20 protein-coding genes and 1 pseudogene are annotated in these 21,535 nt (G+C 28.8%); 10 read left to right on the top strand and 11 right to left on the bottom strand.

Annotated elements, in window-relative coordinates; translation table 11 throughout:
• The first annotated feature begins 44 nt into the window (after nucleotides 1-44).
• On the top strand, nucleotides 45-1,052 hold the full coding sequence (gene ruvB / locus CQA69_RS05730; RefSeq protein WP_137620842.1) for a Holliday junction branch migration DNA helicase RuvB: 1,008 nt from the start codon (nucleotides 45-47) through the stop codon (nucleotides 1,050-1,052).
• Between the two features lie 3 nt (nucleotides 1,053-1,055).
• Nucleotides 1,056-2,099 (top strand): AI-2E family transporter, encoded by a 1,044-nt coding sequence (locus CQA69_RS05735; RefSeq protein WP_137620843.1) that lies wholly within the window; start codon nucleotides 1,056-1,058, stop codon nucleotides 2,097-2,099.
• Between the two features lie 29 nt (nucleotides 2,100-2,128).
• Here CQA69_RS05735 and fumC read toward each other — a convergent pair whose 3' ends face one another.
• The gene (fumC, locus tag CQA69_RS05740) at nucleotides 2,129-3,520 is read right to left on the bottom strand and encodes a class II fumarate hydratase (protein WP_137620844.1); all 1,392 of its coding nucleotides are present in this window, start codon (nucleotides 3,518-3,520) and stop codon (nucleotides 2,129-2,131) included.
• Nucleotides 3,521-3,656: 136 nt separating this feature from the next.
• Nucleotides 3,657-5,453: a glutamine--fructose-6-phosphate transaminase (isomerizing) gene (glmS, locus tag CQA69_RS05745; RefSeq protein ID WP_137620845.1), complete on the bottom strand. Its 1,797-nt coding sequence runs from the start codon at nucleotides 5,451-5,453 to the stop codon at nucleotides 3,657-3,659.
• Nucleotides 5,454-5,673: 220 nt separating this feature from the next.
• Between glmS and mqnE the strand changes: the two genes are divergently transcribed.
• From mqnE to CQA69_RS05760, 3 genes are read left to right on the top strand one after another with little or no spacing between them, the layout of a single operon-like run.
• On the top strand, nucleotides 5,674-6,738 hold the full coding sequence (gene mqnE, locus CQA69_RS05750; protein WP_137620846.1) for an aminofutalosine synthase MqnE: 1,065 nt from the start codon (nucleotides 5,674-5,676) through the stop codon (nucleotides 6,736-6,738).
• 11 nt (nucleotides 6,739-6,749) lie between these two features.
• Entirely contained in the window at nucleotides 6,750-8,063 is a 1,314-nt protein-coding gene (locus CQA69_RS05755) for an NCS2 family permease (protein ID WP_137620847.1), read from the top strand.
• A 9-nt stretch (nucleotides 8,064-8,072) separates the two neighbouring features.
• Nucleotides 8,073-8,513, top strand: a complete 441-nt coding sequence (locus tag CQA69_RS05760; protein WP_137620848.1) for a phosphoribosyltransferase — start codon at nucleotides 8,073-8,075, stop codon at nucleotides 8,511-8,513.
• 135 nt (nucleotides 8,514-8,648) lie between these two features.
• On the opposite strand, the gene rdgB is transcribed toward CQA69_RS05760, so the two are convergent.
• Nucleotides 8,649-9,272 (bottom strand): RdgB/HAM1 family non-canonical purine NTP pyrophosphatase, encoded by a 624-nt coding sequence (rdgB, locus tag CQA69_RS05765; protein WP_137620849.1) that lies wholly within the window; start codon nucleotides 9,270-9,272, stop codon nucleotides 8,649-8,651.
• A gap of 149 nt (nucleotides 9,273-9,421) precedes the next feature.
• Here rdgB and CQA69_RS05770 point away from each other — a divergent pair, with 149 nt between their 5' ends.
• Nucleotides 9,422-10,717: an MFS transporter gene (locus tag CQA69_RS05770; RefSeq protein ID WP_137620850.1), complete on the top strand. Its 1,296-nt coding sequence runs from the start codon at nucleotides 9,422-9,424 to the stop codon at nucleotides 10,715-10,717.
• Here the strand turns inward: CQA69_RS05770 and CQA69_RS05775 are convergent.
• From CQA69_RS05775 to selA, 4 genes are read right to left on the bottom strand one after another with little or no spacing between them, the layout of a single operon-like run.
• Entirely contained in the window at nucleotides 10,707-11,195 is a 489-nt protein-coding gene (locus tag CQA69_RS05775) for a hypothetical protein (RefSeq protein WP_137620891.1), read from the bottom strand. The genes CQA69_RS05770 and CQA69_RS05775 overlap by 11 nt on opposite strands.
• A gap of 29 nt (nucleotides 11,196-11,224) precedes the next feature.
• A complete protein-coding gene (locus CQA69_RS05780; RefSeq protein ID WP_137620851.1) occupies nucleotides 11,225-11,935 on the bottom strand; it encodes a bifunctional thiol oxidoreductase in 711 nt (236 codons plus the stop codon).
• 47 nt (nucleotides 11,936-11,982) lie between these two features.
• Complete coding sequence (gene selB / locus CQA69_RS05785; protein WP_137620852.1) at nucleotides 11,983-13,785, bottom strand: selenocysteine-specific translation elongation factor; 1,803 nt, start codon at nucleotides 13,783-13,785, stop codon at nucleotides 11,983-11,985.
• On the bottom strand, nucleotides 13,782-15,101 hold the full coding sequence (selA, locus tag CQA69_RS05790; RefSeq protein ID WP_137620853.1) for an L-seryl-tRNA(Sec) selenium transferase: 1,320 nt from the start codon (nucleotides 15,099-15,101) through the stop codon (nucleotides 13,782-13,784). Before selA ends, selB begins: the two co-directional genes overlap by 4 nt.
• 71 nt (nucleotides 15,102-15,172) lie before the next feature.
• Between selA and CQA69_RS05795 the strand changes: the two genes are divergently transcribed.
• A complete protein-coding gene (locus CQA69_RS05795; protein WP_137620854.1) occupies nucleotides 15,173-16,804 on the top strand; it encodes a 4Fe-4S dicluster domain-containing protein in 1,632 nt (543 codons plus the stop codon).
• 345 nt (nucleotides 16,805-17,149) lie between these two features.
• Here CQA69_RS05795 and fldA read toward each other — a convergent pair whose 3' ends face one another.
• The 4 genes from fldA to CQA69_RS05815 all read right to left on the bottom strand — a co-directional run bounded on the left by fldA (nucleotide 17,150) and on the right by CQA69_RS05815 (nucleotide 19,524).
• Complete coding sequence (fldA, locus tag CQA69_RS05800) at nucleotides 17,150-17,641, bottom strand: flavodoxin FldA (protein WP_137620855.1); 492 nt, start codon at nucleotides 17,639-17,641, stop codon at nucleotides 17,150-17,152.
• The gene (locus tag CQA69_RS05805) at nucleotides 17,632-18,321 is read right to left on the bottom strand and encodes a hypothetical protein (RefSeq protein ID WP_137620856.1); all 690 of its coding nucleotides are present in this window, start codon (nucleotides 18,319-18,321) and stop codon (nucleotides 17,632-17,634) included. The genes fldA and CQA69_RS05805 overlap by 10 nt, the downstream gene beginning before the upstream one ends.
• Nucleotides 18,322-18,639 (bottom strand): DUF2325 domain-containing protein, encoded by a 318-nt coding sequence (locus CQA69_RS05810; protein ID WP_137620857.1) that lies wholly within the window; start codon nucleotides 18,637-18,639, stop codon nucleotides 18,322-18,324. It lies immediately after the preceding gene.
• 216 nt (nucleotides 18,640-18,855) lie between these two features.
• On the bottom strand, nucleotides 18,856-19,524 hold the full coding sequence (locus tag CQA69_RS05815) for a helix-turn-helix transcriptional regulator (RefSeq protein WP_137620858.1): 669 nt from the start codon (nucleotides 19,522-19,524) through the stop codon (nucleotides 18,856-18,858).
• A gap of 154 nt (nucleotides 19,525-19,678) precedes the next feature.
• On the opposite strand from CQA69_RS05815, the gene CQA69_RS05820 reads away from it, so the two are divergent.
• The 3 genes and pseudogenes from CQA69_RS05820 to dcuC form a co-directional block, all read left to right on the top strand.
• Nucleotides 19,679-20,041: a RidA family protein gene (locus tag CQA69_RS05820; protein ID WP_137620859.1), complete on the top strand. Its 363-nt coding sequence runs from the start codon at nucleotides 19,679-19,681 to the stop codon at nucleotides 20,039-20,041.
• Nucleotides 20,042-20,044: 3 nt separating this feature from the next.
• Nucleotides 20,045-20,233, top strand: a complete 189-nt coding sequence (locus CQA69_RS09410) for a hypothetical protein (RefSeq protein ID WP_407924070.1) — start codon at nucleotides 20,045-20,047, stop codon at nucleotides 20,231-20,233.
• Between the two features lie 32 nt (nucleotides 20,234-20,265).
• Nucleotides 20,266-21,534: pseudogene (gene dcuC / locus CQA69_RS05825) on the top strand (C4-dicarboxylate transporter DcuC); the annotation flags it as partial.
• Nucleotide 21,535 lies beyond the last annotated feature (1 nt).

The raw sequence follows: 21,535 nt of genomic DNA on the forward strand, positions 1-21,535 counted from the left end.
CTAAAATCTTATTTTAATTTTTAAAAAATTATAAGAATAAAATTATGGATAGAATAGTAGAAATAGAAAAATATTCTTTTGATGAAAGTTACGAAAATTCTTTACGTCCTTCAAGCTTTGATGGTTATATAGGACAAGAAAATATAAAAAAAAATTTAAATGTTTTTATTGCTGCAGCAAAAAAACGCAATGAATGTTTAGATCATATTCTTTTTAGCGGTCCAGCTGGACTTGGAAAAACAACTTTAGCTAATATTATCTCTTATGAAATGGGAGCAAATATCAAAACAACAGCTGCACCTATGATAGAAAAAAGCGGGGATTTAGCCGCTATTTTAACGAATTTAAGCGAAGGTGATGTCTTGTTTATCGATGAAATTCATCGTCTAAGCCCTGCAATTGAAGAAGTGCTTTATCCTGCAATGGAAGATTATCGCTTAGATATCATCATAGGTAGTGGTCCTGCGGCACAAACTATAAAAATCGATTTGCCAAAATTTACCCTTATAGGTGCAACAACCCGTGCGGGTATGTTAAGCAATCCTTTAAGGGATCGCTTTGGTATGCAATTTCGTCTTGAATTTTATAAAGATAGCGAACTTGCAATCATACTTCAAAAAGCTGCCTTAAAACTCAATAAAACCTGTGAAGAAGAGGCAGCCCTTGAAATTGCAAAAAGATCAAGATCTACTCCTAGAATTGCCCTTAGACTTTTAAAAAGAGTAAGAGATTTTGCAGATGTAAATGATGAAAAAAATATCACTCTAAAAAGAGCTAATGAGGCTTTAAATTCTTTAGGGGTTAATGAATTGGGCTTTGATGCAATGGACTTAAGATACCTTGAACTTTTAACTGCAGCAAAACAAAAACCTATAGGGCTTGCAAGCATAGCAGCGGCTTTAAGCGAAGATGAAAATACAATTGAAGATGTTATAGAGCCTTATTTATTAGCAAATGGCTATATAGAACGCACTGCTAAAGGACGCATAGCAAGTCATAAAAGTTATAATGTTTTAAATTTAAAATATGAAAAAACTTTATTTGAGGAGTAATTATTGAAAAACGGAAAAATTTTCCTAATTTGTTTCATTTTGGTGATTTTATCACTTTTACTTTATCTTTTTAAAAGCTTTTTGCTTGTGATCATTATCGCGAGTTTAATGGCTGTTGCAACTTCAAATATCAATGCAAAATTCCTACATTTAACTAAAGGACACAAATTTTTTGCTTCTATACTTACTACCTCTTGCATGGTTTTGCTTTTCTTTGCTCCGTTTTTTTATACCATGATAGAATTTGCTAAAACTTTAAAAAATTTTGATATTAGTATAATTTCTCATACTCTTGATTATATTAAAAATTATCAATTTGCCCTACCTGAAGGACTCAACTTCTTAGAACCAAAAATCAAAGAATTTTTAGTTTCAATTGATTTAAATAGTATTTCCAAACAAGCATTAAGCTATGCTTCGAGTTTTACTAAATCTGGAGCTAAATTTCTTATCGATATGGTTTTAATTTGCGTTTTTTATTTTTTTGCTAACCTTTATGGAACAGAACTTGTAATTTATTTAAAGTCTATTATCCCTATAAATAAAAATGAACTTAATGATGTTTTATCAGAAGTTGGAAATGTAATGGCGGTAGTTCTTTATTCTATGGTTATTATCGCAATTTTTCAAGGAACGCTTTTTGGGATCATTACTGTATTTTACGGATATGATGGAATTTTAATGGGTGCTATTTTTGCAGTTAGCTCTTTAATACCTGCTGTAGGTGGAGCTTTGATTTATATACCTGTAAGTCTTTATGAATTTGCATCTAATGGTTTAAATTCAGCACTGGTAATTTTAATTTATTCTATAGTTGTTATTTCTTTTATCGCTGATACTTTAATCAAACCTTTAATTATAAAATGGATCAATAAAAAACTCGTTAAAACACCAACAAAAATCAATGAACTTTTGATTTTCTTGGCTATGATGGCTGGGATATCAAGTTTTGGTTTTTGGGGTATTATTCTAGGTCCTGCAATTTTAACTTTCTTTATTTCTACTATTAGAATGTATATAATTTTAAAAGAGAAGAAATTGATCTGATTTTTACCTAGCTTATAAGCTAGGTAAATTCAAGCCTTTGGGCCTATCATCTTGGTTGGATCGACAAAGCGGTTAAAATCTTCTTCACTAACCAAACCAAGCTCCATAGCACTTTCTTTTAAAGAGATTCCTTTTTTGTGCGCATTTTTAGCTACTTTTGCGGCATTTTCATAGCCTATATGCGGATTTAAAGCAGTAACTAGCATCAAAGAATTATGTAAGTTATATTCTATTTTTTCATTATTTGGCTTAATACCTATAGCGCAATGAATATTAAATGAATGCATGGAATCAGCTAATAAATCTAGACTTTGTAAAAAATTATAGATAATCACAGGTTTAAATACATTAAGCTCAAAATTTCCTTGACTTGCTGCAAATCCAATCGTAGCATCATTTCCCATAACTTGAACTGCAACCATAGTTATGGCTTCACATTGAGTAGGATTTACCTTACCTGGCATAATAGAACTCCCTGGCTCATTTTCAGGGATAATAAGCTCTCCAAGACCGCATCTTGGGCCTGAAGCTAACCATCTTATATCGTTTGCAATTTTCATTAAATTGGCCGCTAATCCTTTCATTGCTCCGTGGGTAAAATTAATCGCATCGTGACTTGTTAAAGCATGAAATTTATTTGGGCTTGAAATAAATTTAGTCCCTATAAGTTTGCTCAATTCTTCACTGACTTTTTCACTAAGTTCTGGATGAGCATTAAGACCTGTTCCTACAGCTGTTCCACCAATAGCTAATTCTCTTAAGCTTGGCAAAGAAGCGATGATTTGCTCTTTAGAATGTAAAAGCATAGAAAGATAACCACTAAATTCTTGTGCTAAAGTAAGTGGGGTTGCATCTTGCAAGTGAGTGCGTCCTATTTTGATAATACCTTCAAATTCTTTCACTTTTTTTTCAAAAGTAGCAATCAGTTCATTAAGGGCTGGGATAAGTTTTTTTTCAACTTGTTCTACCGCAACTATACTCATAGCCGTTGGAAAAGTATCATTAGAACTTTGACTCATATTTACGTGATCATTTGGATGTACGAGTTTTTCTTTGCGAAAATCTCCACCCATAATTTCAGTGGCACGATTTGCAATTACTTCATTCATATTCATATTGCTTTGAGTGCCTGATCCTGTTTGCCAAATCGCAAGAGGAAAATTATCATCAAATTTACCTGAAATAATCTCATCGCAAGTTTGAACTATAGCATTTTTTTTCGCATCATCAAGTTTTCCAAGTTTATTATTAACCAAAGCTAAAGACTTTTTGAGATTTGCAAAAGCATAAATTAAAACCTTTGGCATTTTCTCACAACCGATTTTAAAATTTTCAAAACTTCTCTCGGTTTGTGCACCCCAATATTTATCATTTGGGACCTTAATCTCTCCCATAGTATCGTGTTCGATTCTATATTCCATAAGCATTCCTTTTTAAATTGTACTTGAAAACATTTAAACAAAATTTACATAAAATTATCTTTATAATTTAAAATTTTATAGTTATCTACAAGTTTTTTATGATATTTGTTTCAAAAATTCACAAAATATTTTAAATTTATTCTACAGTAACACTTTTTGCAAGATTTCTTGGCATATCTACATCATTTCCAAGTCTTATTGAAATTTCCATAGCCAAAAGCTGGGTGATCACCATCATTTCAAAAAATTCACACATATAATGACTTTGTTCATTAGTCTTTATAAAATCATCGCTCAAATCAAATTCCAAAGGCGAAATACTAAGAACAGTAGAATCTCTAGCTATCAATTCTTCAACATTAGATTTTGTTTTTTCATAAAGCATATTTTTAGGCATTAAGGCAATGGTATAAAGCTTAGAATCAGCCAATGCTATAGGGCCGTGCTTCATCTCTCCTGCAGGATAACCCTCAGCATGCAAATATGAAAGCTCTTTTAATTTTAAAGCACCTTCTAAAGCTAGAGGATAAAAAACATCACGTCCTATAAAGAAAAATCCATGTCCATCAAGATAACGTTTGGACAAACGATGAATTTTCTCATGTAATTTTGCATTTACTTTTACGCAATTTGGAGTATGCAACAATGCCTTAATTTCTGTCGAAATATCTAATTTTTTCTTCTGTGCAATAAAAATTGCCAACATCCAAAGCGTTAAAACTTGGGTTGCAAAAGCTTTAGTTGATGCAACACCTTTTTCGATACCCGCACGCGTTAAAAGACTTAAGTGTGCCAAACGAACTATATTGGAATTATCTACATTACAAATAGCAAAAGTTTTTGCACCCTGTTCTTTAGCTATTTTTAAAGCCTCTAAAGTATCTGCTGTTTCTCCGCTTTGAGAAATCACGATAAATAAAGAATTTGGCTTAATCACTGCATCTCTATAACGAAATTCACTTGCGATTTCCACTTTAGCTTTAATTTTCGCCAAACGTTCAAACAAATAGGCACTCGCCATTGCCGCATGATAGCTCGTTCCGCAAGCACAAAGCGTGATTTCTTCTATGGTGCTTAAATCTTCATTTTCAAGTTCATCAAAAACAACCTCATCTCCATTGATACGCCCCATTAAAACTTCACTCATTACACGACTTTGTTCATAAATTTCTTTTTCCATAAAAAAACGAAAGCCGTCTTTTTTAGCAAAGGCCTTATCTCCTGAAAGTTTAGTAAAAGAATTTTGTTTTAATTTATGATTTTCAAAAATTGCAAGTTCTTCTTTACTGGCATAACCCAAACTTAAATCTTCAAGATAAATAACTTCTTCACAAAGTCCAATCAAAGGGGCATCTCCACTAGCAAAATAAATTTCATTCTCTTGATTTTTTCCTATAATTAAAGGGGCAGCATTTTTAGCAAAAAATACACGATTGGGATCTTTTTTGGTGATTAAAAGAATAGCAAAAGCTCCACGCAATTCATCAATTGTCTTTTTAAATGCTTCAAAAATATCTGTATCTTTAGCATAAAATTCAAAAAGTTGAACTATAACTTCAGTATCGGTTTGACTTAAAAAAGTGATACCGCTTTGCTCTAATTTATCTTTAATCTCTTTATAATTTTCTATAATTCCATTATGGATCACGCAAGAATATTGACCCAAATGTGGATGTGCGTTAATTTCAGTTGGTTTTCCATGAGTTGCCCAACGTGTATGACCTATAGCAAATCCATAACCCTCACTAGAAAAACTGCTACATTTATTCGATAAATTTTCAAGCTTTCCCACAGCTTTAAAAAAATTCATCTCTCCATCTTTCATTACAGCCAAGCCAGCACTATCGTAACCACGATACTCTAGTTCCTTAAGTCCATTAATGATCGTTTGCTTTTTTTCATTGTTTCCTATATAACCAACTATTCCACACATTTTTACTCTCTTTAAAAATATAAACATCGATAAATATTAATTTATTTTAACTTATCTTATTTAATAGTTTGTTTCATTACTATTTTTTAAAAATTTTAATAAATAATTTAACTTTTATCTGTTAATTTTTGATGTTTTTCATTCAAATTTTAAATTTCTTTTTCAGTAAGAATTTATAATGTTTATTTTAAAATTTTGAAAAACAAAAAGCGATAATCAAATGAAAAATTTACTCAAAAAATTAGAAAATGAAGAAAGAATAAATCAAGAGGAAGCAAATAAACTTTGGGAATTAGATCTTTTTACTTTAAGCAAATTTGCACATAAAAGACGTGAGAAACTTCACGGTAAAAAAGTTTATTTTAATATCAATCGTCATATAAATCCAACCAACATCTGTGCAGATACTTGCAAATTTTGTGCCTTTTCAGCTCACCGCAAAAATCCAAATCCTTATATAATGTCCCATGAAGAAATCATAAAAATAGTTGATGAAACTGTAACACGCGGCACAAAAGAAGTACATATAGTTTCTGCTCACAATAAAGACACAAGTTGGCAATGGTATTTAGAAATTTTTAAAATGATTAAAAGTAAATATCCAAATATACATATAAAAGCTATGACAGCAGCTGAAATTGATTTTTTACACCGACGTTTTGCAATGAGTTATGAAGAAGTGATTGAAAAAATGCTAGAATATGGCGTGGATTCAATGCCTGGTGGAGGAGCTGAAATTTTTGATGAGGAAATTCGTAAAAAAATTTGTCATGGAAAAGTTAGTAGTGAAAATTGGCTTAAAATTCACAAACTTTGGCATCAAAAAGGCAAACAAAGTAATGCAACTATGCTTTTTGGACATATAGAAGAAAGAGAACATAGAATCGATCATATGATAAGACTTAGAAATTTACAAGATGAAACAGGTGGATTTAATGCCTTCATTCCTTTAGTTTGGCAAAGAGATAACAGCTTTATACAAACGGATAAAATTATAGATAGTGAAGAGATTTTAAAAACTGTTGCTATTTCACGCTTGGTGCTTGATAATATCAAAAATATAAAAGCTTATTGGGCAACAATGACTTTAAATCTAGCTATGGTGGCTCAAGAATTTGGAGCTAATGATCTAGATGGAACCATCGAAAAAGAGAGCATCCAAAGCGCCGGAGGAGCAAAATCGGCAAAAGGAACAAGCTTAAAAACTTTCATCGATATGATTAAAACCGCTAATTTAATCCCGGTAGAACGCGATAGCTTATATAATGAATTAAAAATATATTAAGGAATAATTTTTTGTTTAAACTTAAGGAAAATAAAACTGATTTTCGCACAGAAATAGTTGCTGGATTAACAACCTTTTTAGCTATGGTTTATATCATTCCTGTAAATTCTGCTATAGTAAGCAATACGGGTATGCCTATAGAGGCTTTAATCACAGCTACTGCTTTAGTTACTATTGTAGCAAGTGCCTTTAATGCTTTTTTTGCAAATACTCCCGTAGCTATGAGTGTTGGTATGGGCTTAAATGCTTATTTTACCTTTGCAGTTTGTGGAGCACAAAAAATTCCTTGGCAGAGTGCTTTAGGAGCTGTTTTTATTTCAAGTGCAATTTTTCTTATTCTTTCTTTTACGCATTTTCGCCTTTGGATTATTAGAAATATACCTAAAGATTTAAGATTAGCTATTTGTGCTGGAATTGGATGTTTTATCACTTTTTTAGGTTTAAGTCAAATGGGGATTATTGTGCATAATAAAGATACTTTAGTAGGTGTAGGAAATTTTAGCAGTTCTCATGTACTTTTTGGAATGTTCGCCCTTGCGCTTATTATCTTTTTTTGGGCAATTAAACTTAAAGGGGCTTTTATTTTTGGAGTTTTAATAAGCTCAGTAATTGCTTGGATTCTTCATATTGATCAAGCACAATTTCCAACTCAATTATTCTCTTTACCTGCTTTTGATTCTAAAAACGGATTAGGGGCAATATTTTTACATTTAAATATTAAAAATACTTTAAATATAAGTATGATTCCTATAATACTAACCTTTTTCATCACTCAACTTTTTGATAGCATTGGAACGATTACTGGCGTGGGAGAAAGAGGAAAAATCTTTGATGATGCTAAAAATGGTGAAAAGAAACTTGGAAAAACTCTAATGGCAGATGCTGCAGGATCCACCTTTGGAGCCTTTGTTGGTACTTCAACCGTTACTGCTTTTGTGGAAAGCACAACAGGAGTAGAAAGCGGGGGAAGAACTGGTCTTACAGCTTTGGTTGTAGCGCTATGTTTTATTCTAACTCTTTTTTTGCTTCCTCTTTTCAAAGCTATACCAGCAAATGCAATTTATCCTGTCCTTATAATGGTTGGGGTTTTGATGTTTATGGAAGTTAAAAATATAAACTTTAAAGATGAAGCTATTGCTGTAGCTAGTTTTTTTACTATCATTATGATGCCTTTAACCTACTCTATTACCTCAGGCTTTGCCTTTGGTTTTCTAACTTACTTGCTAATAAGAATTTTTAAACGCCAATGGGATAAAATCAACTTAGGTATTGTTGTTTTAAGTCTAATTTCTTTAGGTAATTTTTTATTGATTGCGCTACAATAAAGGCTATTAATGTTTTTTTATTCTTATGATTATTTCGAAGAAGATGTTAAATTTTTGGCTACACAAATAAAAAAAGAATTTAATCCCGATGCTCTCGTTGCAGTTGCTAGAGGTGGTATGACTTTGGGACATTCTTTAGCCGTTGCACTAGAAACACGCAATCTTTTTAGTCTAAACTCTATACATTATGATGATACTAGAAAACTTGATACTATTGAAATTTTTAATATCCCAGATCTTAAAAATTATAAAAAAATTTTGCTCATCGATGATATAGTAGATAGCGGAGAAAGCTTATTGGAAATTAAAAAAAGACTGCAAGAGCAATTTTCTCATATGGAATTAAAAATCGCAACTATTTTTTATAAAAAGACAGCTCTCTTAGAGCCTGACTTTAAAATTAAAGAAACCAAGGAATGGATAAATTTCTTTTGGGATATAAAAATCTAACTAAACAAATATTTTGGAGTTTTAATGGTTTTTGCAATGATTTTATTTTTAAGCGGAAGTTTATTTTACTAACTTTTTATCAGTATTCACTCTAAGAAAACCAAGCTTGCAAACCAAACAACTACAACAATGTATTTAATAAATTTTTTCACCCTTTTTTCCTTTTTTAATCATCTTTAAAATAATTAAAGCAAGTTCTAATGCTTTAAAACGATGCGAGATCGTATTTTTTTCATTTGAACTAAGCTGAGCTAAGGTTTTATCAAAACCATTTGGAATAAAAAGACTATCATAACCAAAACCATTCTCTCCTCTTTCTTCACTCATTACTTTTCCGTGCATACTTGCTTGCACCACATACTCACCATATGAACTTACTATCGCAATAGCTGCTATATAATAAGCCTTACTTTCACAAACACCTAATTGTTTTATTTCGGATATCAATTTCTCACGATTGCTCTTATCATCTCCTTTATTGCTAAAACGAGCAGAATAAATTCCAGGCTTTCCATCTAAAACTTCAACGCAAATTCCACTATCATCGCTTAAAACTAAAAATTCATTTTTTTGTTTTTGAACTAAAGCGTTAAAAACGGCTCTAGCCTTTATTAAAGCATTTTCTTTAAAGCTTTTGCCGTTTTCTTCTATTTCAAAAGGTTTTAAAACCTCATCAAAAGCATACAATTTATAATCTTTTAAAATTTCTTTAATTTCAAAAACCTTGTGCTTATTACTCGTTGCTAAAAGAATTTTCATTAATTAAACCTTATATCCACTAAAAAACTAATATAAACTTATAAATATTAATATAAGAATGCTAAAGATTAAAAATTAACAATGTGTTAATATAATTCATAGTAAAATTATCTTAGTTTATAGAAATTTTGACAATCAGGAAATTAATAATGCTAAACAACGTCTTACCTTTATCTTTTATTGTTGGAACTAGATTTTTTGGTCTTTTTATTGTTTTGCCAGTTTTGAGTCTTTATGCACTCAAACTCGAAGGTGCAAATGAATTTTTAGTAGGTTTTTTGGTAGGAATTTATGCTCTTACTCAAATGATTTTACAAATACCCTTTGGAATTTTAAGTGATAAAATCGGACGTAAAAAAACTTTACTAATAGGACTTATTATCTTTATCATTGGTTCTTTAATTTGTTCTTTCGCACATGATATCTACATAATGTTATTGGGCAGAATGCTCCAAGGTGCTGGTGCAATAGGAGCAGTTGCAACTGCTATGATTAGCGATTTTATTACTGAAGAAAATAGAGGAAAAGCAATGGCTGTTATGGGTTCTTTTATAGGGCTTAGTTTTGCAGCTTCTATGGTAATATCTCCTTTAATGAGTGCAAAATGGGGTTTATCAAGTCTTTTTGATTTGAGTGCATTTTTATCTTTTTTATGCATTATCTTGCTCTATACTGTTATCCCACAAGAAAGCAAAATCACTCATGAAAATAAAAAAACTCCATTTTTGCATCTTATTAAACAAAAAAATTTAGCCTTAATGAATCTTACAAATTGTATGCAAAAAATGCTTATGAGTATAGCCTTTTTAAGCATTCCTATCATTTTAGTTAAACACTTAGGATTTGATGCACATAAACTTTGGATCGTTTATACCTCTTCTATGATAGCAGGTTTTATTGCTATGGGATTTGCTGGAAGTTTAGGGGAAAAAAGAGGTTTGGCTAAGCAAATTTTGCTTTTAGGGGTAGCCTTTTTCATTCTTTCTTATATATTATTTGCCTTTTCAAATTCAATTAATCTTTTTATTATCGCAGTAGTTATTTTTTTTATTGGATTTAATCTACACGAACCTATTATGCAAAGCTGTGCTTCAAAATTATGCAAAGTTCATGAAAAAGGTGCCGCATTAGGGCTTTTTAACGCTTTTGGTTATGGGGGAAGTTTTATAGGTGGTATAGTTGGCGGGATATTTTTACATTTAGATAAGTTAAATATTTTAGCAATTATTTTAACCATTCTTGCTATTTTTTGGCTTATTGCTCTATTTTTCTTAAAAAATCCATCTGATTTTAAAAATATTTATCTCCCTTTGGATACTCAGTTAAATTTTACAGATTTTATTCAAAATATTGGAGTGGTCGATATTTACAAAAATTCAAAAAATTTAATCATTAAATTTGATAGCAAGGTTACGAATGAAGAAATTTTAAAAACTAAGATTTAAAATAAAAAAAGCTCGTAATCTGATTGATAATTTTATTTTCTAATGATATTTGACATCGCTTTTTATCTCCAAGATAAGCTGTCCGTGCAATTAAACTCGTTTTTTGTATGGTATTTTCTTGAATGATTTGTATATTTAATTGCATGCTATAATAGTTTTCTATAAACCACTCTCCATCACTTTCTAAAGGATCAAAATCATAAAAAAATCTCGCCGAAATTGTTACTCTTTGAGCATAAGAATGTTTTTTCATATCTACAAGATTAATATAAATTTTATAAGTTGGATTTTCGCTTGTTTGTTTTAGTCCTAAATTTTCTAAACTAGATATTAATTCTTGTTCTAAATTACTTTCGATTTTGCTAGGGTTTTGGAAAAAAATTTCAAAGCTTTCATTTTGTTTTGCTTGAATAAAAATACCTTCATTATTTGTTTGTATAGTACTTTTAATAAAAGTTGAATTGACACAAGCACTCATAAAGAGTGCTAAAAATATCAATAAAAATTTCATTTTATAATGGTTGGAGTAGCACTAAGTCCTAAAGCACGATATTTTTCATAAAGAGAGAATATCTGTTTTAATTCAGCATCGCTCACTTTTGGATAATTTTTGATATTTGGATCATAATATTTTTTCAAAATGGCTATTTTTGCCTCATCATTTTTGGCTTTTTTAGCTTCTTTATAAATCAATGCTGATTTTTCAAAAGCAGATTTTCCATGTACTGGAGTTAAAATATAATTGATTTGATAATCTTTTAGCTCATCTTTAACTTGCGCCAATTGCTCTCTACAAAAAGGACATTCTGGGTCAGAAAATACATAAATCGCAGGCTTACTTTTATCTCCCAAAGTAATCACCATTTTTTCTTTTTGCGCTACAGGTTTAGCATTTTTAGTAAAATTTTCTCTTGCTTCTTGAAATTTTTTCATTTCATATTCTTGTGCATAAGAAGTTCTTGTTTTTAGATCAATAATATCAGGGACTATGATATTATCTTTTGTAAAAAGAATTTGATCTTGTTTTTGTCCATCAACTGTTATAGTAACAATCACGCTTTCAAATCCTGTATTTCCAACTTTTTGACGATCTTTTACACTTATAGTAGCATTTGGAAATTGCATCTTAATGCTTTTAGAATAAAAATCGCTGATTTCGCTATTGCTTGCGGCAAACAAAGACGCTGAGCAAGCAAAAATTAAACCTAATTTTTTCATTTATCTTCCTTAATAATAAAATATAGGTTTAATTTTATAATGATTTTCTAAACATTTGTTTTTAAAAATCTTTTTTCATCTTTTTTTTCTATTCTTTCATCTTTATCTAAATATTCTAGATATGCTATAGCATATTTTCTTGATAGTTGAAAAATTTCTTTCATCTTTTGTACATCAAGACTTGAATTTTTCAAAATTTCTAAACATTCTTGTATAAGCCTATCTAAAGATTTTTTTTCCACAAAGAAATTATGCGAGAGCCTAATAACTAATTTTTCTTGAGTAAGTTTTTTTAAAATCTCATCACCGCTTTTTCGATCAAGATCTAAAACTTCATAAAGATTATAAGGAGCTTGTGGCTTGATACCTTGTTTTCTTAATATCTCAAAAAGCTCGTTATTATTTCTTTCTTTAAGTTTTTCAAAATCAATCCCTTTTTTAAAATATATTCCATTTTTAAAATCGAGTAAATTTTGCATACTTTTAAGCCCAAATTCACAAAATTCTATACTTGCCCAAGAAATTCTTAGAGATAATGAAGTCGGAGAAAACATAGCATAAGGATTTTTATCCAGTATGAAAATAATCATTTTTTTAAATTCATCCAAAGCTAAAAGATTGTAGACATTGAGATTTTTTTCATCAACAAAAACACCATTTAAGCTTTTTGCCAAATCCAAGGCTTCTTTGTGGAGTAATTTAAATCTTTGATAGCTAGAAAGTAAACCAAAACCCATTTTATGGATATCTTTTAAAAAATTAAAAACTGATTTAAAATCTCTATTTCGAAGTAAAAACAATAATTTATTTTTTAATTCTTTTTTTAAAGGTTCGCTAACAGGATTTAAAACTCTGCCGCCTCCTATAATGCGATTATTTTGAAGTAAAATAAATTTTTCATCAAAACACAAAAAAAGCTGCGTTTTAAAAGTAAGGTGAACAAAAAATTCATCATTATCTAATTCTTTTAAGATTGTAAGTTTACATTCTACACTTTTACTTCCCACACAAAAAAGCATTTTTTCATTTTTTAAACCTCTTTTAGCTTTGATTAAAACATCACATTCTAAAAATCCTTTAAAAATACCTTTCTTGCTTAAAACAAAACCTTTTTTTAAATCTTTATGATTACAATTTAAACTTAAAGCTACACGATTAAAAGCCTTGATTTCTTTATAGTCTTGATCATGATTTTGTATATTTTTAACCAAAAGTTCTTTTTGATTATCCAAACAAATAATTTTTTCATTTACGCTGGTTTTTCCTTCATTTAAACTTCCTGTAACGACAGTTCCTATGCCCTTTAGAGAAAAAACCCTATCTATGTAATAGCGAAAAATCAAATCATCTTTTGCATTTTTATCCTTTAAATTTAAAAGATAATCTTTTAAAACATCAATACTAGCTTGATCTTTTATAGATGTATGAAAAACATTTAAGGGGGTAAAATTTAACTTTTGTAAAATTTCTTGCCCACGTTCTTTATAATTTTCACATAAATCACATTTGCTAAATACAATAATAATATCTTTAATTTCTAAAATTTCAAGCACTTCTAAATGTTCTATACTCTGCTCTTTTAAACCTTCATTAATATCTATAACAAACAAACAAGCACTAAAACCAAATGCTCCACTAATCATAGTTTTAACTAAATCTTTATGACCTGGAACATCGATAAAGGAAAAGTGTTTATCTTTTAATTTTAGATCTGAAAAACTTAGATTGATCGTGATTTGTCTTTCTTTTTCTTCTTTTAAATTATCTCCATCAAAGCCATTTAAAGCTTTAATTAAAGAAGTTTTTCCATGATCAATATGCCCTGCAGTGCCAATGAGCAAAGAATTCATAAATTTTCCATAGAATTAATTAGTTTAACTAAAATATTTAAATCGCTTTCTCTAATCGTCCTAAAATCTAAAACAAAACTATCATTTTCAACGCGCCCTATGATATTTTTTTCTCTAAATTTTTCTTGCAATGTTAAAGCTTTGCCTTCAAAAGATAAAACTCTACTTTCTAAAGTTCTATCAGGCATAGATCCACCACCAACTAAACTCCTACTTTTCTTAATTTCGCTTTCAAATTTAATCTGCTGTCGCACCCATAAAGCTTTTTGCTCTATATGTTCGATATCGTCATTTAAAAGTCTTAAGGTGGTGATTTTAGTATAATCTTTTTCAAGATAAGCCTTAAACGTTTCATTAAGTAGTGCTAAAGTAATTTTATCCACTCTTAACATTCTTAAAAGTTGATTTTTTTTAATCTTTTCAATCAGTTCTCTTTTACCTAATATAATTCCAGCTTGAACAGATCCAAAAAGCTTATCACCACTAAAACTTAAAATATCGCAATTCTTAAGCACTTTTTTAATCATAGGTTCATTTTTTGCTAATTTTTCATTTAAATTTTCACACCACCCAGAGCCTAAATCATAATACGTTAAAATTCCTTTTTCTTTGGCTAATTTATCAAGTTCCACAATGCTTACATCGCTTTGAAAACCTATAAGAGTAAAATTTGATTTGTGTGTTTTTAATAGTAATTTTGTATTTTCATCGATAGCTTCTTCATAGTCTTTTAGATGCGTTTTATTGCTTGTTCCAACTTCTTTAAGTTTAACTCCTGCAGCCTTAATCACTTCAGGTACGCGAAAACTCCCACCTATTTCGACTAACTCACCTCTAGAACTAATAATTTCTTCATTTAAACAAAGAGAATTTAAAATTAAAAAAACCGCTGCAGCATTATTATTTACCACTAAAGCATCTTCACACTCAAAAAGCATTTTAAGTTTCTCAAGCACTAAAGCGTAGCGACTTCCTCTTTTGCCATTTTCTAAATCAAATTCAAGATTTATATAATTACAAATTTGATCCTTACATTGGTTAAAAATACTTTCATCAATCACGCTTCTTCCCAAATTTGTATGGATAATCACACCTGTAGCATTGATCACACTTTGTAAATCTTTACGCAGATATTTTTGAATTTCTGATTTTATTTTTTTTAAAAGAATATTTTTTTCACAACTATTCTCATCCAAAGCCTTCATATTAGCCACGATATTTTTGCAAAAATAAGCCCTTAAGTAAAAAGGATATTCCTTTAAAGTTTCATCTTCGATTAAAGTTCCAATTTGTGGGAATTTTTTTATTTTGTCCATCTTAAACCTTAAGAAAATATTTGGTTATTTTAACATAAAATTTAAAAAATATTTTTTAGAGGAAAAACTTAATGAAAGAATTTGTTTTCATAAAAAACAAAGATTTAATCCCTTTGCCTGATAAAATTGAAATTTGGGAAACAAATAAAGGTATAGAAGTTTTAATCTCTAATGATAAAAAACAAAAATCTAGCATCTACGCTCCAGAAATTAATTTTTACCTTAAAAATTCTCAAGATGATGCCCTAGAAAAAGCTAAAAATATTTTAACACTCTATCAAATTAGAAATCATATTTATGATTTTGGACTTGATTTTGAAGAAAATAAACCCATTCAAAAACGTATTATTCTTATTGATCTAGAAGAAGAACTTGCTGATTTTTTGAAAAAAAATGATTTTAAAGTCATTGCTTTGAAAAATGAAGAAGTCAAAGGTATTTTTGGAACTATAGGAGAATTATGTGCAATAATATCTGATGAAATAGAAATTGATTTTGATATTTTAATTTTCAATCACCAATACTTAAGAAAAGATTTTTCAAGGCAAAGTGGTTGTTATGATATGCAAAATTTTAGAAACAAAGAAACCCTGCTTGAATTTTTAAATAGTATTGTTCCAAATTACACTTACAAAAATTATTTTTCTTACGATTTAAATATATGTCAATATCATTCAAGACGTAGTGAGCATTGTGCTAAATGTGTCGAAATTTGTCCCACAACAGCTATTTTAAAAGATGATGAAAATAAAAATCTAATTTTTTCACAAATAGATTGTTTGGAGTGTGGTTCTTGTATTAGCATTTGCCCTAGTGGATCGCTTGATAGTGCTAATTTACCTAGAAACAGTTTTTTTGAAATTTGCAACTTTTTTAAAAAAAATAAAATTTTACTCATTTCAGAAAAAATTCCTCTAGAAAATTTAAATTTAGAACTTCCAAAAAATACCTTACCGCTAATCATAAAAGATGGATGGCTTACTCCTATGCATTTTTTAGCTCTTTTACAAAGTAGTGGTGCTAATATAGTCTTTTTCACTCAAACGCTATCTCAAGGAAATTATGAAGCTATAGAACTTTTAAATACTTTTTTTGAAAGAAAATTTAATAAAAAAGCTATTTTTATTGCTAATGAAGAATTAAATACTCATTTAAAGCAACAAAAATTTATAGAAGATTTATATTTTGAATTTCATAATAATACTCTTAGCACAAGAGAAAATTTTTCTAAAAGAATGCAAAAACTTATACAAAATAATGATTTTGGCTCTTTAAAAAGTGGAGATTGGATAAGATATGGCAAAATAGAAATCAATACTCAAACTTGCACCCTTTGTCTTTCCTGTGTTGGAGCTTGTAATGTAGGGGCTTTAATCGCAGATCATAAAGAAAATGCTTTAAAATTTAATGCTTCGCTTTGCACTACCTGTGGGTATTGTGAAATGAATTGTGCTGAAAAAGATACCTTAAAGCTAACAAGAAGTGGGATGGAATTTAATCCTAAGTTTTTTGAATATCAAACGATGGCAAAAGATGAACTTTTTGCATGTATAGAATACGGAAAAGAATTTACCACTAAAAAAGCTGTGCAAAAAATAGCAGAACTTATGAAACCTAAATTTAAAGAAGATCAAAATAAAATTAAAACACTTTATTGTTGTGCAGAATGCAAGGCAAAAATAATGATAAAAAGTATGAGATAAAGTTGAAAATTACTATAAAATTGATAATTTTTATAATCTAAATCATATAAAAAGTTTAAGTTAATCTCATTTTATACCTATGCTTAAATAGTATTTGATTGCTTTTGTGAGATAAAAAATATTTTTGAATATAGCAAAGATTTACGTTTATTAAAAAAATCAAGAGTTATTTTATGTTTTTAAAGCACTATATTTACTTTAAGAATTTTTACCAAAATTATTTAAAAACTAATTTAAATATATCAATTTTAAATTTTTAAACAATTTTTATCTTTGAAATTTAGGCTTAAGTTTAAAAAACTAGAATAAACTTCTTAGAATATCAGCACAAAGGCTGATATTCTATTATGCAAAATAAGATCTAATTTGCTCTATCCAAGCATCAATTCTTGCTTCTGTTTGATCTTCTTGATTGTCATTATCTAAAGCAAGCCCTACAAATTTACCACCTACTACTGCATCGCTTGATTCAAAAGTATAGCCATCAGTTGAAACTTCACCAACTAAATTTGCACCTGCATTTTTTAAATTTTCGGCTAATTTTCCCATACCACCACAAAAAGTATCAGAATAACTTTCACTATCACCCATACCAAAAACGGCTACTGTTTTGCCACTAAGGCTAAGTCCTGAAAAATCAAAACCATCCCAATCATCTTGCAGATCTCCACTTCCCCAAGTAGAAGTTCCACAAATAAGCTTATCGTAAGAATTGATTTTAGCTGCATCAATATCTGCAATATTTAATACATCACTGATTCCTAATTTTGAAGCAATTGTATTGGCTGCTCCTTCTGTGTTTCCCATAGCACTTCCATAAATTACCGCTACTGACATTTATTTCTCCTTATAAGTTGATTTGATATTTTATACGGAACTAATTTTAACATAGTTTTATTTAAATCATACAAAAAATGTTTGATTTCTATAAAACGCGTAAAATTTTCATTACGCGGACAGACTATGTAAAATTTACTAAAATTATTTTCTCTTATTAAAGTTAATGATCTATGAATTTCATTTTCAATTTCTAAATTGTGTTTATTAATCTTTTTACAAAGTGTTAAAATAGCGTATTTTTTATCTACTATAATAAGATCGTCTTTTTGATTAACTGTTTTATTTGGATTTTGCTTGGAAATTTTATCATATACATAATCATTAAATAATTTTTGTGCATTAAAACACAATCCATAAGTATAATTTTTTAAAATTTGCTTTAGATTATAATTTTCTAATTTTTTTGTTTTAAAAATCAATCCTTTTCTTGTTTTTGATAAGTGGCATTTAAAAACAATTTTAATTTTTCCAAAATTCACATTTGAAATGTCCTCTATGAAATTTTTAAAAGCATCTTGAATATTTTTAGCATTTTTTCCATAAATAAGAGGAATTTTCATCTCATCTTCTACACAAGAATTATACTGAATTAAAAAAGTCATTATAAGCTCTTGTTTATCTAAAAAATTATAAACCTGAGGAATTATTTCTTTGTCTTGTTCGAAACCAAATAACATTTACAATCCTTTAGGTATAGCAAATTCTTTGCTTAAATTAAAAATTTTACAATATTCACAATACACGCAATTCACGCTTCTTTTAGCACATACTAATGGAATTTTTCTTTTTTTAGCCTCGCTTTTAATTTTTTTCATAGTATTGTGATTTAAAAAACTTGTTAGCATAACTATACATTCTGTATCACAAGGAATAGGTTTACGATTAACCCTATTTTCATTACGTGCATCCCAATGTTCAATTTTCTTAGCACCTAGATCATGTAAAACAGCCTTTATAGGAGTAATTTCATCTGCACCGATAACTAAAACTGACATAATTTTCCTTCGGTAAATTTTTAATATATTGATAATTATTATTATAATATTAATAAACTAAATTTATTTTGAATTTTATTATCAATTTATATTTTTTAAACATATAATACAAAGAAAATGTATCATAAAATACTAATTTACTTTGAAAAATAAAAAATTATCTATAAAAAATCAGCAATTAAAGATTACATTGATCATCAGTAGAATTAAAAATTTTTATTTTTTAAACTTTTTTAAATACCTATAAACACTAGGTTCTGAAATTTTCAAAAATTTTGCAACAATAGATACAGCACCTTTAATATTAAAAATACCTTTTTCATATAAAGTTTTTGCGATTTCTTCTTTTTGTGTAATGCTAAGTTGATAATTTGAATTTAAATAATTCATATCGATATTTTGAGCCAAAATTTCTTCTATAGAACGACTTAAGGTTTCCACATTACCCAAATCATTAATTTCTAAATTATTATCTTTTTCTTGATTTAAAAACTCACTCATATCTTCTAATTTTTCTATATCTATAATCTTACAAATAACATCTCTCATTGCACTTGTATCGTGATTTATACATAAAATTCCTACAAGTTTATTTGAATTTTTTATAAAAAAAGTTGATCCTCTTACAAGTTTATTTTTTCCGATCAAAGCTTTATAATCATGTAAAAAATCTTTTTTTAAATAAGCTTTTTTTTGTATGAGTTCGCTTGCAAAAGCACTCAAGGGAGATTCAAGAGTTCTACCACTAATATGATTATTTGAAATAGCAGCGATGTAAGCACCTTTTTTGTCTATAACATGAAAAACAACCTCATATTGCTTGCCTAAAACCTGCCCTAAAAATTTTGTCAGCTTTATAAATTGTTCTTTTTGTTTTTCGTCCATAACTTTTCCTTAGACACTAAAAAATTAAAATCTCAAAAATCTAAAATTCTTTAAAATAATATTTTATTATCATAATAATAAAATATTGACAAATTATTATTAAAATGATAATATTCTATTATAACAATAATAATTTAACATTCAAGGAGAAAAAATGCCAAATTATCCAAAAGCTATTGGACCTTATTCAGCTTATAGAGAAGCAAATGGGTTATTATTTATTTCTGGACAACTTCCTATCAATCCTAACTCAGGAGAAATAGAAAGTCAAGATATAAAAGAACAAACCAAACAATCTTTAAAAAATATAGGTGCTATTTTAGAAGAAAATGGAATTTCTTACGATAAAGTGTTAAAAACAACTTGTTTTTTAGCAGATATTTCAGATTTTGTCGCTTTTAATGAAGTTTATTCTGAATTTTTCCAAGCTCCTTATCCTGCAAGAAGTGCTTTTGCAGTTAAAGATTTACCAAAAGGAGCTAAAGTGGAGATAGAAGTCATTGCTTCTAAAGGATAAAAAATGCTAGGTCTTGGTTTTTCACTTTTAAGTATAGCTTTACTTATCTTTATGCTTTATAAAAAAGTCAATGCCCATATGGCATTGCTTTTAAGCGGATTTTTATTACTTAGTTTGACAACTATCGTTACATTTTTAATCCATACTTTCCCAGAATCAAATACCCCCCCTCACAAATTTATGATTTTTTAAAAAGTATAGATTTTTACAAACTAGAACACCCTATTCTCAAAAAAGGATCTTTAAATTTAGGTTTTTTTGATATTTTTGAAGTTTTTAATCAAACTTTATCGAGCACTTTAGCAGGACTTGGGCTTACTTTAATGTGTATAGCTGGTTTTTCTGCTTATATGGATCATGTGGGTGCTTCTTATGCGCTTTTTAAAGTTTTTGAAAAACCTTTAAAAATGGTAAAATCACCTTATATTTTACTTATAGTTGCATATTTTATTTCTCAATTTCTAGTTCTTTTTATACCCTCTCACGCTGGTTTAGCACTTTTGCTTATGGTAACTATGTATCCTATATTGGTTAGAACAGGAGTATCTAAACTTTCTGCTTTAAGCGTGATTGCAATTTGCCAATATATCGATCATGGACCTGGGAGTGGCAATGTCATCATGGCTTCAAATGTAGCTAAAATTGATCCTGCATTTTATTTCGTTCACTATCAACTTCTCACAACTTTACCTATCATTATAGCTGTAGGAATTTCTATTTATCTTTGCAATTATTTTTTTGATAAAAAAGAAAATTTTGTTTTTGATCCTAAAAAAGTTAAAGAAGAACTTAATGAGAGCAAAGAAAAAGAAATCAAAAAGCCACCAAAAATTTATGCTCTTTTGCCTGTTATACCTTTAATTTTAATCCTAGGTTTTAGTTCTGTTCTTGATAGCATTTTGGCTTTATTACAAATTCATTATCAATCAAGTATTAAAATTAATGTTCCTGTTGCTATGATGATTTCAACTTTTATAGCAATTATTTTTGAAATGATACGCTATAAAAGCGTTATTGAAACTTTAAATTCAATAATGATTTTCTTTAAAGGAATGGGACATTTATTTGTGATTACAGTTTCGCTTATTGTTTGTGGTCAAGTATTTGCTAGTGGGCTTTTATCCGTTGGTTTTGTAGATACTTTGATAGAAATTTTAAAAAATGCAGGTTTTGGAGTTCTTGCTATTATCATAGCTGTTTCTATACTTCTCGCTTTTTGTGCTTTTTTAATGGGTTCAGGGAATGCAGCATTTTTTAGTTTTGCTCCACTTATCCCAAATATAGCAAAACATTTTGGAGTTGAAACTATTTCTATGATAGCACCTATTCAAATTATGACAGGTTTTGGAAGATGTGTTAGCCCTATTGCGCCTGCAATTTTAGCAATATCTGCTATGACAAAGGTGAGTCCTTTTGCAGTGGTAAAAAGGACAGCTATTCCTATGCTAGTAGCAACTATTGTCAATATTTTAATGACTTATATTTATCTTTAAA

Origin of the sequence: Campylobacter estrildidarum, assembly GCF_005406205.1 — a bacterium.
Lineage (GTDB): Bacteria > Campylobacterota > Campylobacteria > Campylobacterales > Campylobacteraceae > Campylobacter_D > Campylobacter_D estrildidarum.

Bases quoted from the DNA above. Each gene is read 5' to 3' on its own strand.
- ruvB (WP_137620842.1), top strand. From the start codon at position 45: ATGGATAGAATAGTAGAAATAGAAAAATATTCTTTTGATGAAAGTTAC.
- fumC (WP_137620844.1), bottom strand. From the start codon at position 3,520: ATGGAATATAGAATCGAACACGATACTATGGGAGAGATTAAGGTCCCA.
- glmS (WP_137620845.1), bottom strand. From the start codon at position 5,453: ATGTGTGGAATAGTTGGTTATATAGGAAACAATGAAAAAAAGCAAACG.
- mqnE (WP_137620846.1), top strand. From the start codon at position 5,674: ATGAAAAATTTACTCAAAAAATTAGAAAATGAAGAAAGAATAAATCAA.
- CQA69_RS05760 (WP_137620848.1), top strand. From the start codon at position 8,073: ATGTTTTTTTATTCTTATGATTATTTCGAAGAAGATGTTAAATTTTTG.
- rdgB (WP_137620849.1), bottom strand. From the start codon at position 9,272: ATGAAAATTCTTTTAGCAACGAGTAATAAGCACAAGGTTTTTGAAATT.
- CQA69_RS05770 (WP_137620850.1), top strand. From the start codon at position 9,422: ATGCTAAACAACGTCTTACCTTTATCTTTTATTGTTGGAACTAGATTT.
- CQA69_RS05775 (WP_137620891.1), bottom strand. From the start codon at position 11,195: ATGAGTGCTTGTGTCAATTCAACTTTTATTAAAAGTACTATACAAACA.
- CQA69_RS05780 (WP_137620851.1), bottom strand. From the start codon at position 11,935: ATGAAAAAATTAGGTTTAATTTTTGCTTGCTCAGCGTCTTTGTTTGCC.
- selB (WP_137620852.1), bottom strand. From the start codon at position 13,785: ATGAATTCTTTGCTCATTGGCACTGCAGGGCATATTGATCATGGAAAA.
- selA (WP_137620853.1), bottom strand. From the start codon at position 15,101: ATGGACAAAATAAAAAAATTCCCACAAATTGGAACTTTAATCGAAGAT.
- CQA69_RS05795 (WP_137620854.1), top strand. From the start codon at position 15,173: ATGAAAGAATTTGTTTTCATAAAAAACAAAGATTTAATCCCTTTGCCT.
- fldA (WP_137620855.1), bottom strand. From the start codon at position 17,641: ATGTCAGTAGCGGTAATTTATGGAAGTGCTATGGGAAACACAGAAGGA.
- CQA69_RS05805 (WP_137620856.1), bottom strand. From the start codon at position 18,321: ATGTTATTTGGTTTCGAACAAGACAAAGAAATAATTCCTCAGGTTTAT.
- CQA69_RS05810 (WP_137620857.1), bottom strand. From the start codon at position 18,639: ATGTCAGTTTTAGTTATCGGTGCAGATGAAATTACTCCTATAAAGGCT.
- CQA69_RS05815 (WP_137620858.1), bottom strand. From the start codon at position 19,524: ATGGACGAAAAACAAAAAGAACAATTTATAAAGCTGACAAAATTTTTA.
- CQA69_RS05820 (WP_137620859.1), top strand. From the start codon at position 19,679: ATGCCAAATTATCCAAAAGCTATTGGACCTTATTCAGCTTATAGAGAA.
- CQA69_RS09410 (WP_407924070.1), top strand. From the start codon at position 20,045: ATGCTAGGTCTTGGTTTTTCACTTTTAAGTATAGCTTTACTTATCTTT.